The sequence below is a fragment of the Maribacter sp. genome, from assembly GCF_016744255.1.
In the GTDB taxonomy this organism is placed as follows: Bacteria; Bacteroidota; Bacteroidia; order Flavobacteriales; family Flavobacteriaceae; genus Maribacter_B.
Genome location: NZ_JADGES010000088.1, coordinates 1 through 14,403, shown reverse-complemented (window position 1 = coordinate 14,403; position 14,403 = coordinate 1). Strand labels below are relative to the sequence as shown.

Here is a 14,403-nt window from a genome sequence, read left to right as displayed (position 1 = left end):
CCTTCTCTCTTTCCAAAAAATATAATACAGCGGTTATTTTCAGTTTTAGCAATATGTTTACATAATTTATAAATAGGCAGATAGTCCCAATCTCTTCTACTAAGGTTATCCAAACGTAATTCATACGGATAGAGTGCTTTTTCTTTACTATAATCTCCTATAGAATAGATGCTATGTTTTGGGTTGTTAATGTCTATGTTTTGGTGTTTTTCTGAAATAAAGTTCCACTCAAAAAAATGTGTTTCAGGAAATAATTCTTTTAAATATAGGGCTATATTGGGTTTCTTTTTACACCAAACATCTATACCTAAAGGCTTTTTTAGGTCTATTTTTTTCTTTTTGAGTGATTCAGTTAACTCCTTTTTAATATGGTGATATATGTAAAATGCTGCCATAATTACCACCATTAATAATCCAATAACTACATAAGCTGTTTTGTTCATTTTTTCTCTTTTAATCCTCGTGTATCGTTACAAGATTTTTAGAGTTAAACATTGCTGCGGGTGAAATAACTTTTTCATTTAACGGTATGTTTTTTCCATAGCGTTCTTTCATTTTTTGCTTCACTATTTTATTTGATAAATCAAAGTCTGATAATTTTTCTAATTCCCCAATTTCAATACCTGTATTTTCCTTATATATTTTCCAAACAAGTTCAGAACAATACATTTTTTCGTTGGACCATTCAAAGTACAAATCATAATTTTTTCCTTTAAAGGTATTACCATAAAGTTTCATGTTTTTTATAATTTTTGGCGTTAAAACCTCCTCTGAGTTTTTCAATCGTTTAACTACATAATGTTTATCTATACCACGGTTTATCCATTGAACAATAGGTGTTAATTTTACGGGTTGAACTGCCTCATAGACAAAGAAAGAATTATCATATTTATAAATGATACCTACATGACTATACTTTGAATTTGTAGCTAATTGTATTGCTTTACTTTGACTCGATTTTGAAGTTTGAAAAATAATGTCTCCATTTTTTATTTTTTGTTTTAATTGTATTTTTTCTGTTCTTAGATCCTTTTGCTCAACTGGGTTTGTTAATGGGTATTTTACAACTCTTAAATAGATGAAAATTATAATTAGTACTGCTCCAAATATTAAATATTTATAAGTAATTATTTTTTTCATTTTCAATGGGTTTATTCTATTATAACCTGTTTATTTATGTGTACCTTAAAAAAAATGATAGAATACTTTTGTATTTCCATTGAACGGTAATTATATCACTATCAAAATTTGAATTTTCTATTAACACATAACTTTCAGAAATTTCGGAAACATTGCATTTATTAAGTGTTTCATATTTTTGTACTATTCCGTTGTAAATACTATATTCTAGTGGTTAATTGTAAACTCTGTGATACGTTCGCCTGTTTCTTTATAAATATATGCGGATTATTAAAATGAGAAATAGTAGACAGAATAATTCTTTCATTTTTGTTGCGCTATTAATCCTATTTATACAAATGTTTGTTGCTTGTCCACCATTTAGTCAACAATTTAGAATCAATATATGTTTTGTTATAGTTAACTAACAGCTTTGGGTTGTTAGTTAAAATGTTTAATAGTGCATTTTCTGCAATTAGACTAACTGTGGTATTACCATAGTCGTCTGCAGGTAAATCTAAACTTCGGTCATCAGCTAAATAATCCATTAATATGGGTATTATTTTACTAGAATTGCAATCGCCTAAACCTTCCATCAAATTTCTAATACCATTTAGGTTATAATACAAATCATTATAGGTAGCCACCATTTTCACCTTCACCTTTTCTATACTTGTTGGGTTATAATCTATATCGTAATATTGTATGGAATGGTTTATTGTAAGTGATTCATCTTTATTGCCAATTAGCTTATTAATAAAAGTTTGCTTACTTTTTATGGTCTCTTCAATGGGAATATTTTGTTGTTTAGTATATTCCCAACTATTATGTTTATAAACAATAAATCCGTTTGTGAATTCGGAATTTGTAATGTGTGGTATCGCATTTAATTTTTGATGTGGATTCAGATAATCCCCTAAATATCTATTATCGTAGATGCCATAAAATGCTTTACCGTCAATTATTGCAAAAACAGGATTTGAGCCCTGACCAGTTTTTACATAAGTAGAACCAAGAAGTTGTACCTCTCCACTTTCATTTAGTAAAAAATCTAGAACAAAAGAGGCATCTTTTTCTTTTTTAGAACCTATAAAAGCTGCCTGAATAAGCACTTCTATGCTATCGTTATTATTAAATACATTTTTTGAAATATGAATAATTTTTGTTTTGCTTTTTTCTAGTATTCTTCCTTTTGGGGCTGCGTAATAATCTTCATAATTAATTATTTGTTGCAAAGGAATAGTCGTTTTTTGCATACCTTGCTGTATTTTTATTTCGTTTTTTTTAAAATCTAAATTAAATGATGCTTCTTCATACTCAGGCATCATTATAAATTCTCCAAAATTTTTCTGAATATTATTATTGTACATTTTATTCGTATTTGTTTTACAATTTGAAATGGTAAAAAGCAAACTTAGCAGTAATATTTTCATTTTTTTATTTAGCTTATTTTATGATTTTCCTAGGGTAAAACCCGTAAACAAATGATTATACATCGTATTTTATACCATACCTTTCTTCTTCTTGCTTATTCAATGGAATTTTACACAAAATCCATTCGTTTAAATGAAAATCCCATTGATTAATCGCTACAATATAACTCCTGTAATTTTCTTTTTTAACTATGGCATGTATACCTAAATCAGACTCAATATTTACCGTTAAATAAGCGTATGAACTGAAATTTTCTATGGAACCATATCTATTAAAAGAATCTCCTTCATCTATCAATTTTTTCCATTGAATATCAGGTTTGTGTTCACTGTTTAATTCTTCTATTTTCTTACTATCAAGAACTATAACTTTAATTGAAGCTCGTTCATAACTCAAATCTATTATTCCGCTCGTTAAACACTTACAAAATCGAATTTCTTTTATGTCTTGTTCATTTTCTATACCATTTAGGCTTGAGCTTGGGTTCTGGTAAACTGCCCAAAAAGGATTGTTCATTTTTAATGTTAATGGAGGATTAAGTTTTATACTATATTCTTTACCAATTATTGGCTCTAAATGCAATAGGTAAAAATCCTTATTAGTAGCTATCCACTCTACTTCAATTGCATTGTATTTAGCATCAGAATACTCGTACTTATGTGATTTGTCACATAAATTACACTTTAAATACATTTCAGTTTCTGTATTCATTTTTTATGGTATACAAAGGTTTTGTCTATAAAAAGTAGTAGTTTTTTATCCTGTTATTTTATTAAACTCATTCAATATCTCATTATATTTTTTTGTAGTTAGTCCTCCCAAATTTATTTCATAGGGCAGTTCTCTATCTTCTTTAGTCATAGAAAGAAATAATATTTTTTCTTTCTTTTTCCAGACAGCAAAATTACCTTCAAATTCGTGCATAAAAGGATTTTCTGCCATGGCATCCCAATAAATATTTTCTAAATTTTCATTGGCATCTAATTTTCTATAATCTAATTTGGGACTTAATTCATCATCAGATTTTTGCTTTAATAATTCAGAAATTTCGTTTTTGTACTGTTCAAATTTTTTGTTTGCTAATTCTTCTTCTTGTTCGTAGGATAAATCTCCTGCATCATCAAAACCAAAAAATGTATTAGAGTAAGCCAAATTTATTCTTGGATAATCGAACTCATCCATACCTTCTTTATCTAAATCTCTTTGATTTTGATTTCTATAATTTGGGCTGTAATTGGCAAAAACAGACCAAAGTGTTAGGTTGTTCTTTTTTTGTTCTAAAAATTCTTTATAAAACTGATTAGGACTTTTTTCTTCTATCCAAAACTTTGTTATCATCTGTTTAATTCTCGTTTGTGTTAAAATTACTGCCAACTTGTTTATGAAGTGATTTAAACTTTTTATCAATCAATTTTATATCTTTCCCTTCCCTACCCATTTTTAGAATATTGAAAAATGACATTTCCTAACTTTTTAATATCAGTAAAAATATAGCGTACTACTTATTTTCTTAACCAACCTAAAATCCTTGTTAGTAGCTATCCTCTCCACTTCAATTGCATTGTATTTAGCGTCAGAATACTCGTACTTATGTGATTTGTTACATAAATTACACTTTTAAATATATTTCAGTTTCTGTATTCATTTTTTATGGTATACAACGGTCTTGTGTCTGCACACGTTGTTCTATGCAGTTTTTCTTCCGATTTTTTTATGTCTCCAAACTTCATACAAGTAACAATCAGCGTGATGTTCAGCAGGATTATTAATTGGCAATTCCATTTGAATTTTTTTCGCTTTATCAATATCAGAAATCAGTCCATATTCATTCAAGTCGGTTGGCAAGAACGTTTCGTCAAATCCTCCACAATTCGTTAACGCACTAATGTCTCCTCCTCTTTCAATTAGGTCATAACCGACAAATTCAAAATCAGTTTCTAACTCCGCTTTTTCTTTATTTGGTTCTTTAATTACAGCCAAAAGATTAAAATAATTTAGTCCTTTAACTTTCCCGAGAACATAATCTATTGAGTTGAAAAACAGAGTAATCATTTCTCCATCAGTTACTATATAATTCCAATCATCTTTAGAATCAAAATCAGGTTTAAATGCAAGTCCGTTCAAAAGCCCATCTAAAGAGACCAATTCTTTCAGCTGAGTCAATTTTGACCATTTAATATATTTTTCCCAACTAAATTCGTCCCCAGTTTGGGAATCATAAATCTCTAATGCGGTATAATAAATTTCGTCGGTCATTCAAAGTTACTGTTAACGGTTAGGCTATGAGTAGTTGCGTGGTTTAGAATTAAACGTTGCAAGTACACACCAAGTTGGAAATTCCTGCGGAATTTCCAAAGTAAGCGATAACAAGCAATTACTTATAGTCATTGTTGTGTGTAGTTTTTATTTTCTTTCGATTAATGTTTTCAGCCGAAGAATATTATCGTTTTCATATCCACCTTGTATTTCGTCAACATAGGATTCAATTTCTTTATCTGCTTTCTCTATTTGTTCGTTTAATATCAAAGACTCGATAAATAATTCATAATCTACAGGAACTTTATGATTACTTTCCATTGCTATAGTTGATTCTTTTAGAGCTTGTTGAATTCTTCCAGTATCAATTAAAATTTTAGTTAAAATTCTTCTTGGTGCAGTTTCATAACTAACATATTTATCAACTTTTGAAATTTTAACATCAAAGTATTCAGTTAAAATTTCTTCTGCTTTTTCTATGTCTCCAGCTTTATAATAACTTTCAGCACATTCAGCCCAACTTTGAGGTGAAATTCCCATACCATATTTTCCATCAGGATTGTCTCTTAATTCAGAGAGTTTCAAATCGGCACTTGACTTTAAATCACCAAGTCCAGATAAAGTCCGCGAATACCAATCTTTAGCACCAGGATATTCTGGGCTTAACTCCAATAATTTTTTAAAATCAACAATAGCTAAATTATCCTTATCAATATTCAAATATGCCATAGCTCTTTCAAAATATGCTCTGTCATAGTTCGGATTTGAATTTACTATACCTGTGCAAATATCAATTGCTTTTTGATAGTCTTCATTATCAGAATAATCAATTGCTTTTATAATTTCTGTATCTAAATTCATATTCTTTTGGGTGGTTTCTCAAATTATACACAACGTGTTTATATAACTACTTTTTTCAATTTTTTACACAAAAAAAGCAGTTGTTAAAATGCTTACTACTATTCGTATATTTTTGTCATTCTTTATTAGTTGTAGAAGTTTTTACTTTTGTCCCTTCAAATACTATTCTAGAATCATTAACATCTACCAACTCGTCTAACTCATAAATATTTCTGTATCCATAACCATATAGGTTAATGTAAGTTGGTATGTTTAAGGCCAGCATTATTGGTTTTTGGTTAGATAGTATTTGTGTTTCAATCTCTTTTGGTTTTAATAGAGAATCATTTAATACGTTTGGAATTGACATTTTTGATGCTAAATCAATTTGGTCTCCATTAAAATTATTATTACAATAAATTAATATTTTAGTATTTGTATTTAATGGTAGTATTTTCCTAAGGTTTTCTTGCGTAAAATCACTAAAACTTAAATGAATAGCCCCTTTTAAATGCTTTCTTTTATAGCGAAACTCTGAACGAGTATCTAAAACAAATACATTTTCTTCTTTACTCATTTTTAAGAAAGTGTCTAAATTAATTAGTCGTTTTTCTCTGTGTATTTCTACGAATTGTACTAGGTTTTTAAAATCGTTATAACTCGTAAAAGATTTGGGGTACGTTTTTTCTATATCCATTTTTTCTTTTGCTTGTTTTTTTAGGCTTTGCGAAATTACAATGATGCCAATAAATAAGAATGTGATTATTAGTAGTGTTTTTTTCATATTTAGACTATTTTCCATTGCTATCTTATAAATTATAATATCTATAAACCATTGATTTTCAGAAAATAATTATTTTAAAATGATTATTCTATCTAAAATCATATTTTAAAATTTAGTAGCATTGCCAAGTAAATAGTACTTCATTTTCTGCAATAGGAGTCTTTAGTAAATATCCAATTCCAGCATCACCAAACTGCATGGATAAATTATCTTTTGAAGCCAATTGAAATACTAATTGCGAATTAGCATCTAATTTTTGATTGTGTGCGTATTCTGAACTTTGTAACCAATGCGGGTAGCCAAATAACTTATCATTTGCGTTGGTTGCACCAATATTATGTGCCATCATATAATCATAAATAACATCAGGTACTTTTAGTTCAATGCCTAGTTGTTTATAATCTTCACTATGTGGATAATCTACAAACTCAATAAATTGTATAATTCTTTTTTCTGGGAAAATATCTTCGTGGTTTAGCTGTTTTCTTTCCGAATTCCCTTTGATTTCAACCTTTTTACAAAGGCTTGTTGTTACCTCTTTTGATACTGCTTTAGACTCGCAATTTGTATTTGGGTTTGTACAATAAAATAATTGTATCAATCCTCTTTCTATACTTTTAGGTATATCTTCTAAATTTAATTGCACTAATAATTGTAAATGTTTACCACAGTTTGTGCATTTAGGGTAATCATCTTCTTCTAATAAATAGGGTAATCCACCAAGTTTAGAATGTATAGAATATTCGTTTTTAGCTGATTTCACTAAAGGTATGTATGCGTTTTTACTATGCTTATTTAAGGTTGTAATGGCTTGTAGTATTTCGCATTTTGCTTCAACCGTGGTAAAACCTTTAAATATTGGTAGCTTGTTGTGATGTACTATCTTTTTGGAATCTAAATTTTTATCAATAGTGTAGCGTAATTCTGGCGCAAAAAATTCTTTTAATAAATTCGTATCTAATTCGGGTTGCGAAAAAACAGATTTTAATAGCTCTAAATTTTTTACCTCATAAAGAGTAAACACTTCTTTCTCTATCTGTTTCAACTCTTTTTGAGTAGGTTGTAATTTAGTAAATAATTTAAAAAACCAAACTCGTGTATTAGCTCTTAGGTCTTTTAAAGGTGTTAGTAAACAAGTTTTTATCAGCTTAATTCTATCTAGCTGAATTGTTTCATAAAGTTTATAAATAATTTTAACCCAACTATCTATATCTATATAAAAATTTTGATATAACGACCTACTTTGCCCATCTTCTAAATAATTTTCAGCCTCTTCGGTAAATAATAAATAGAGGTGCGTTTTTGAAAATTTAGGATAGTTAGTTAATAAAGTAACAATAGTAGTTTCGAATACTTCTTTAGGTTCTATTTTATATTGCGTGTCTAAATGTATAAGTTTACGGAGTATTAAATGGTCTTTAAACGTATAGTTGTAGCTATTAATTAAATCTGCGATTACTTTAAACTTTAAAGTGTTTTTATTTTTTAAATAGCCATCTAAATACTCTTGAAACCACTCTGGGCGATATTTTTGGTACTGCTTTTCGGTAAAATAAAACTCTGGTAAACTTTTAAAATTTGCTATATATTCTTTTAATGAAAACGATACCAATCCGCAAAGTAGTAATTGCTGTTTTTGAAACATGGTGTTCTTTCTGGTAAATAACTCTATTATGCATGACTTTAAGTCTTGTTGTTGAACAGCTGATAATTGGATAAATTGCTCAATTATTTCTTCACTAGCCTTTAATTGCTTTTTTAATTCTGTTCTGGTCATTTTTCTAAATGGTTATTTTATTGTTTTTCATCGGTCAGATGTAATTCGCCATTAAACATATTGTTCATTGGTTTTTATTTATTTTTTAAAGGTATCCATGAATCTGTGATTTCGGTTGGTATCAAAATTTGTTATGGCTTATTTCATATCTAAATTTATTTTTGGCATCATTAACTCAAACAAGCTGTAAGGGTCTACTAGTAACCACAACAAGGGCACTAAAAATAATAGCCAAACAATTATTGACAAAACCTGATTAGAACGCCGCTCTTTTAAAAATGATATTAGAAAGAAAACAACTAAATAATACACAAAAAGAATACCTGTAGGCATAGCAATTAGCGAAACCATATTTTGAAACATGAGCATAACAAGCGTTGCTATGAACAATAAAATCAATATAATAACGGTACTGATTTTTAAAAATCGTATCATTTTTTTTTAGTTAAATTTCTTATTAAAACAGTTGCTTTTCCGGGTGCTGTTCTTAAAAATTTTATAGGAATTAAACTCTTCAATTTTAAGTCATCAAAAACGGTCTTATCTTCTACTGAAAAACTATTGGAATACGTTACACTTTTATAATCAAAAACATAGGTAATAATGTAATTGTAATTTTTAATGGTTATAACGCTACCACCATCTGTTCTAGTGTAAGATACATCTTCTATTTCCTTATCAATAATAGTGGCTTTTGTATAGTAACCATACTTTTTGGCTATTGCTTGTTCGTAATAATACATAAAGCTAGATGGAAAAGTGTATAAAATTATAAGTAAGGGTACTGCTATAAATGTTATTCCGAAGACATACATCCCAAAAGGTTCATCTGCTTGTGTTGCAAAATAAACTACAATTGAACCTGCCAGAATAAATGGTATGGTAAATAAAAAAATAGCAGCGTTCTTTTTAAACGATTCAAAAATGAAATTTAGTTTATCTGCTATTGAAATTGTGGTCATAATTTACTCGCTAAAGTTTTTCATAAACCATAGTAAGAATGGCTTTAGGAAAAAGCATATCTCCTTCATTTGTATTGGTAGCGTGTCCTTGAAAAAATACATCTTGTGTAGATTGGTATTGCCAAGTGTCATTGACTAAATTAAAAACAGCGGTTTCTTGTGTATTATTATATGTGAATTGTAATGAAATAGAGGCGTCTGTCGTTGCTGTAACAGTCCCATTTACGGTTAATACGGTACATTGCAAATCGGAATAAAAACCTGTGGCATCATCATAAGTTTGATCTATTTTTTGAGCATTCCATATAAAAGTGAAATCTGATTTTATTTCTAAGGTAATTTCACCACAAGTAAAATAAGATATAAGCTCAGATCCTGCACCAATAAGTCCTCCTGTTCTAAGATTAGTGTCACTTTTTATAGAGTTTACTTTATAAATGCCAATTACATTGGTGTCTAAAGCTGCTTGTGTAGTATCATCATCGTTATTACAACTTGTAAAAGAGAGACTTAATGATACTAAAAGGAATAGATAGATTGTTTTTTGCATTGTATTGGTTTTATATAACCACAAATCTACAAATCACATCTCTTAAAAAAGTATCACTCACTTATGTGATACTTGTTCTATTTCTTTTTAAAAAATATCTAGCTTTTTCTAAACTCAGAAGGTGTTTTACCTATTGTATTTTTAAACACCCTATTAAATGAAGCCTTGCTTTTAAAACCAGAATCGTACGCAATAGCTTCAATTTTGTAATTTTTAAATTCAGGATTTTTTAACATTTTTTGAGCATTATCTATTCTGTAAATATTAATGAAGTTATAAAAATTTTGCTCAAAGGATAGTGTTAGTACTTCTGATAAGTGGTGGGTATTTATCTCTAAATTTTTAGCTAATTCAGCTTGTGTTAAGTCAAAATCTAAATATGGTTTTTCTTGCTCCATATATTCCAAAACACGATTCATGTACAGCTCTCTATCTTGTTTTTTTAAAGAAGAATTTTTATACTTTTTAGAGCTGTCTTCTTTATTACTTTTTTCTTTATAAAGTTGTTGGATATTTTCTTTTAAAGATGCATTTTTACTTCGTAACCATTTATAATCTTCTTGTAATAATTTATTTTGTTTAATAATTTGTTGTTTCCTTTTTCTATGAGATAGCGAAAACCCGCCTGAAACAATTAGTAATATAATAAAACTAGCACTTAAGATATATGTTCTTTTTTTATTTTCATCCTTTGCTATTTTTATCTTTTTTTCTGCTTCTTTTTCAACGTCTAAAACAGCTGTTTCTTTTTGGTCTTCTACATATTTAAGGTTTAGTTCTAAATATCGTTTTTGTGATTTTTGAGAGGCTTCAAAATCTTTTAATTGCTCATAAATTTCTGCTAAAGACTTTTCAGTTTGCATTTCTATTTTATCATTTTTTTTACCAATGGCTACTCTTTTTGCATTGTTAAAATACGTTTTGGCAATGTTCGTTTTTTCTAAACCTTTATAAGACAAACCAATATTTAGTAGAATCAAATCTTTCTGTAAAATAGAATCGTTAAAAGTACTGTTAAGCTGTAATGCTTGTTTTCCTGTTTTTAATCCGTTTATATAGTCCTTTTTTTTATTGAGCAAATCGCTAATATCTGTAAGTGCCGTAACCTGTAAATAGATGTTTTGCAAAGAATCACCAAGATATTTTAATTTATATTGATATTTTAACGAGGTGTCTACATTGTCTAAAAGAGTGTTTGCTTTTCCTAAACCTGAGTAAACGCCAGCTTTTATATAACTGTTATTAGGGTACTTTTCAATTAATGGCAATGCTTTTTTAAAAATATGTATTGCTTTATCAGCATCCTTAATACGATTGTAAATATTTCCCATATTTACCATCGTCATTATTTTATTTTTTTCACTATTAGGTACTGTTTTACATTTTTTTAAAACTACTAAATAGGTGCTTAATGCTTTTTTTAATTGATTGGTATTTTTATAATAAATACCTTGGTTCATTATAGCAAGTAACTCTAAGTCATACAATTTATGTTTTTCAGAAATATGTAAAAGCGAGTCGGTATATAATTTATGCTTTTCGTTATCTCCTTTTTTATAGAAGATTTCAGATTTTTTAGCGTAATCTATAGCCTTTATTCTAGCAATAGAGTCTTGTGCTTCTAAAGTATAACAAGAAAAAATAAGGATTAAAAAAAAATAGCACCTTATCATTGTACTTCCCTTATAAGGCGTTGTTTAATTTTGTTTTCTGAAATAACCCATACAATTTCATAGGCTCCAGAATCTTTACCATTTTGTTGATGTACAAAATAGGTGTCTTCGGTTTTATATATATTAAATTGATTATTACATTCGTAAATATCGCTTATTAAAATATCCGAAACTTCTATTTTATTACCGTTTAGGGTTAGGCTTATTTTTTCTATTTCTATCTCTGGGTTTTCATTGGTTACTCCCCAAGGATGCAAGCCGTTAATTGTACTAATCCATTGTCCTTGATAATCAATTATTTTATTGCTTTCTGTAAAAGGTTTTGTTACATATTCAAAAACGAATTCATCTCCTAAATATTTTTCTTTTTTATTGAGTGGTTTAAGCTTACTTTTATGAACAAACCCTTGTAAACCATCAAGCGAACCACACTCTAATGAATAGTTATTTTTAGATATCTCTACTTGAATCCAATCAATCTCTTTTGAATAATAATCTTCTTCTGCAAACCAAAACACCTCTCCTTTTTTGATTTGATATACTATCTTCGATTTTGCGTTTGGTTCTTCTCTCACATTTGTATAGCCATCTTTATCTTCAATAGTGGCAACTTGCCCTATTGATTTTGAAATGAGACTAATCAGAAGAATACCTGTTATTATGTGCTTCATATATTAAACTACAAATTAGTTTCTTAATCTTAAAAAGGATTTTTCTATACTCTTTAATTACATGAAATTCCTCTTATGATTTTTTAGTTATACTTTGGCTAAGTTATACTTATTTCTTTATTAAGAATGCTAATATATAACATAGTTATTGAGGATTTTTACCAAATAGAGCATTACTAACTATAAACATCTACTATCGCAAAAGTCTCTATCTAAAGTATGTTTACATTACGAAGTGTTGTAAAGCAAGAGGGTAACACGCTACGCAATGTTAGTAATACACACCTTATTTTATGGGTATTACCTCTATTTTTAGTAGCATCCCAATTTTTGAATATTACACTCCTTTTAAGGCTAATTTCTGAACGGTTTTAAAAACAAAAGTCAGATTGCTCTTAAAAGCTCCTTAAAATTACGACAATTCTGTGAAGAAAGTATATACCTAATTACACACCTTTTAGTTGATTTTATATGATATCAAACAACATCATATAAAACAAAAAAACACTGATAATCATACAATTAACAGTGTTTTAGTTTAACCTGCATAGGTTCGTCGGGATGACAGAATGAATTTAAATTCTTCAAACCACTGTATTACAACACATTAAACACTATTTCTCAAGTATGATTCACCGAATTGCACACTAAAGTCAAAAAGAGCTATTTAAAAACAAAATGTATTTGTCTTTATAGACATAAAGATACAAATTATAATAATATTAATGAGCCTTACTAAACATAAGATAAATTATAGTACAAAAAGGTCAGTTTGTAGCTTATAGGGGAATTCTCGTTTGTAAGCTATAATTAGTCGTTATGTAAAATAGCCGTTGACAAACTCTCGATTGCTTTTTAAATTCCAGCCACTTGCCAACGTCATTTAAAAGCTAACCTTTTAGATTCATTGAAAATTTGAGTATTCGAGGAGATATATGCAAGATTTTTTCTGCGACATTCTCGTCAACTTGTCGTAAGAGTACTAAATTTAATAAAAATAAATTTCTGTACACTTACTAACCGCATGTCTTGTTTTAAGCTTTTCTTTAAGTACCTCTAAAATTATGTCAAATAGAATTTCAACATAGTAACCATTAAGGTTTTTATTTATCTTTTTTTCTTGATAAAAAAGAAACAAAAAAATAAAGGCTTACAGATAATTTTGGAAACAATGTACGGCTCAATCGCTATATTTTAGAATCCATTCTAACTCTTAAGATTGCTCTACTACGGCTTAAGAACCTTTTTAACTATTAAAAAACTGGTAACCAGCCCCCTAAAATATGGCCGCTCCCCTCGCCTATTGTTTTGCCAAAATTCTCTTAGGCCACAAATTAATCTTTTACTATTGAGATATTTGTAGCCTTTACTGATTCCTTATTCTTTTTTTTATCAAATGCTTTAATTAATTGAAAATTTATACGCTGACCTTCATTAATGGATTTAGGAAGTTCACTTTTACTACAAAAAAATGATTCTTTTCCTGATTTTATAAAACAAAATGGCTTTGTTGGGTCTCCAAGCTTGACAAAACCATTAAGTATTTTAGAATTCATAATTTTACGTGAATTGTTTACTCCTTTTCCAACTCCTAAATCACGCCATATATCCTTACATGCTTTAAAAATGTCTTTTACTTTATTTGAGACGTTAACATGTTCAATAGTCTCTTTTAATTTATCTGTTCTTTTTTTTAGCTGATCTGAAACAAACCATCTGTTTTCCTCTCTTATAAGCTTAACTAAAAGTAAATGAAATAATGTCTCTTTCAATTTGTTTTGTTTCTCAAATTCTTCAGCTAAATCATAAATTAATGAAATTTTATTAACCAATGGCCCTGGAGCAATAGCTGCGCGCACTAGCATTTTAAACCCTTCAATAGCCTTGTCATTTTTTATAAGCAGCTTACCATATTCATGTAAAATCCACCAATCTACTCTATCATTGCGTGTGAGTTTTTCATAGATTTTTTCTCCACTTTCAAGGTTTTGTTGAGCTATTTGCGCCTTTGCAGATAACCTATCAAAAAACTTTGATTTACTTCTAAATTCACCTTTGACATTATTTATAAATCCCAAACCCTTCTCAAAATCTCCTACAGCTATTAAACCAACTGCTTTATAATAAAACCATAGCTCCTTATCTGTCCAGTTGCCCTTAACCTCACTATCGTTTTTTAGTTTTTCCGAATCTATTTTTACTAACCAATTATTCATTATAACCCAATCTCTATTCTTTTTTGCCGTTTTTACCACTTTGAAAACAACAAAATTATAGGCAATTATTTCAGGTTTCATCACCAAAATTGAATTGGTGATATTAACTACAGATAAGGTA

Annotated in this window: 15 protein-coding genes; all 15 read right to left on the bottom strand. The window is 28.6% G+C overall.

Annotated features, from left to right (window positions below; genetic code table 11):
• Positions 1-443, bottom strand: a 443-nt coding sequence (locus tag QZZ51_RS13210; RefSeq protein WP_291870434.1) for a hypothetical protein, incomplete at its 3' end; no start/stop codon positions are given.
• 10 nt (positions 444-453) lie between these two features.
• Positions 454-1,140, bottom strand: a complete 687-nt coding sequence (locus QZZ51_RS13205) for a YiiX family permuted papain-like enzyme (RefSeq protein ID WP_291870432.1) — start codon at positions 1,138-1,140, stop codon at positions 454-456.
• A 326-nt stretch (positions 1,141-1,466) separates the two neighbouring features.
• Positions 1,467-2,552: a hypothetical protein gene (locus QZZ51_RS13200; protein WP_291870430.1), complete on the bottom strand. Its 1,086-nt coding sequence runs from the start codon at positions 2,550-2,552 to the stop codon at positions 1,467-1,469.
• Between the two features lie 55 nt (positions 2,553-2,607).
• Positions 2,608-3,264: a hypothetical protein gene (locus QZZ51_RS13195; protein WP_291870428.1), complete on the bottom strand. Its 657-nt coding sequence runs from the start codon at positions 3,262-3,264 to the stop codon at positions 2,608-2,610.
• 45 nt (positions 3,265-3,309) lie between these two features.
• Complete coding sequence (locus QZZ51_RS13190) at positions 3,310-3,891, bottom strand: hypothetical protein (RefSeq protein ID WP_291870426.1); 582 nt, start codon at positions 3,889-3,891, stop codon at positions 3,310-3,312.
• Positions 3,892-4,239: 348 nt separating this feature from the next.
• Entirely contained in the window at positions 4,240-4,809 is a 570-nt protein-coding gene (locus QZZ51_RS13185; protein ID WP_291870424.1) for a hypothetical protein, read from the bottom strand.
• 147 nt (positions 4,810-4,956) lie between these two features.
• Positions 4,957-5,670: a hypothetical protein gene (locus QZZ51_RS13180; RefSeq protein ID WP_291870422.1), complete on the bottom strand. Its 714-nt coding sequence runs from the start codon at positions 5,668-5,670 to the stop codon at positions 4,957-4,959.
• Between the two features lie 115 nt (positions 5,671-5,785).
• Positions 5,786-6,433, bottom strand: coding sequence for a rhodanese-like domain-containing protein (locus tag QZZ51_RS13175; RefSeq protein ID WP_291870420.1), 648 nt, complete (start codon positions 6,431-6,433; stop codon positions 5,786-5,788).
• Positions 6,434-6,545: 112 nt separating this feature from the next.
• Complete coding sequence (locus tag QZZ51_RS13170; RefSeq protein ID WP_291870418.1) at positions 6,546-8,210, bottom strand: DUF6493 family protein; 1,665 nt, start codon at positions 8,208-8,210, stop codon at positions 6,546-6,548.
• Between the two features lie 138 nt (positions 8,211-8,348).
• A complete protein-coding gene (locus QZZ51_RS13165; protein WP_291870415.1) occupies positions 8,349-8,645 on the bottom strand; it encodes a hypothetical protein in 297 nt (98 codons plus the stop codon).
• Positions 8,642-9,172, bottom strand: coding sequence for a hypothetical protein (locus QZZ51_RS13160; RefSeq protein ID WP_291870413.1), 531 nt, complete (start codon positions 9,170-9,172; stop codon positions 8,642-8,644). The genes QZZ51_RS13165 and QZZ51_RS13160 overlap by 4 nt, the downstream gene beginning before the upstream one ends.
• 10 nt (positions 9,173-9,182) lie before the next feature.
• Positions 9,183-9,722: a hypothetical protein gene (locus tag QZZ51_RS13155; RefSeq protein ID WP_291870410.1), complete on the bottom strand. Its 540-nt coding sequence runs from the start codon at positions 9,720-9,722 to the stop codon at positions 9,183-9,185.
• Between the two features lie 98 nt (positions 9,723-9,820).
• Entirely contained in the window at positions 9,821-11,395 is a 1,575-nt protein-coding gene (locus tag QZZ51_RS13150) for an AraC family transcriptional regulator (protein WP_291870408.1), read from the bottom strand.
• A complete protein-coding gene (locus QZZ51_RS13145) occupies positions 11,392-12,066 on the bottom strand; it encodes an SH3 domain-containing protein (protein ID WP_291870405.1) in 675 nt (224 codons plus the stop codon). Before QZZ51_RS13145 ends, QZZ51_RS13150 begins: the two co-directional genes overlap by 4 nt.
• Before the next feature lie 1,334 nt (positions 12,067-13,400).
• A partial coding sequence (locus tag QZZ51_RS13140) for a hypothetical protein (protein WP_291870403.1) occupies positions 13,401-14,403 on the bottom strand: 1,003 nt, incomplete at its 5' end.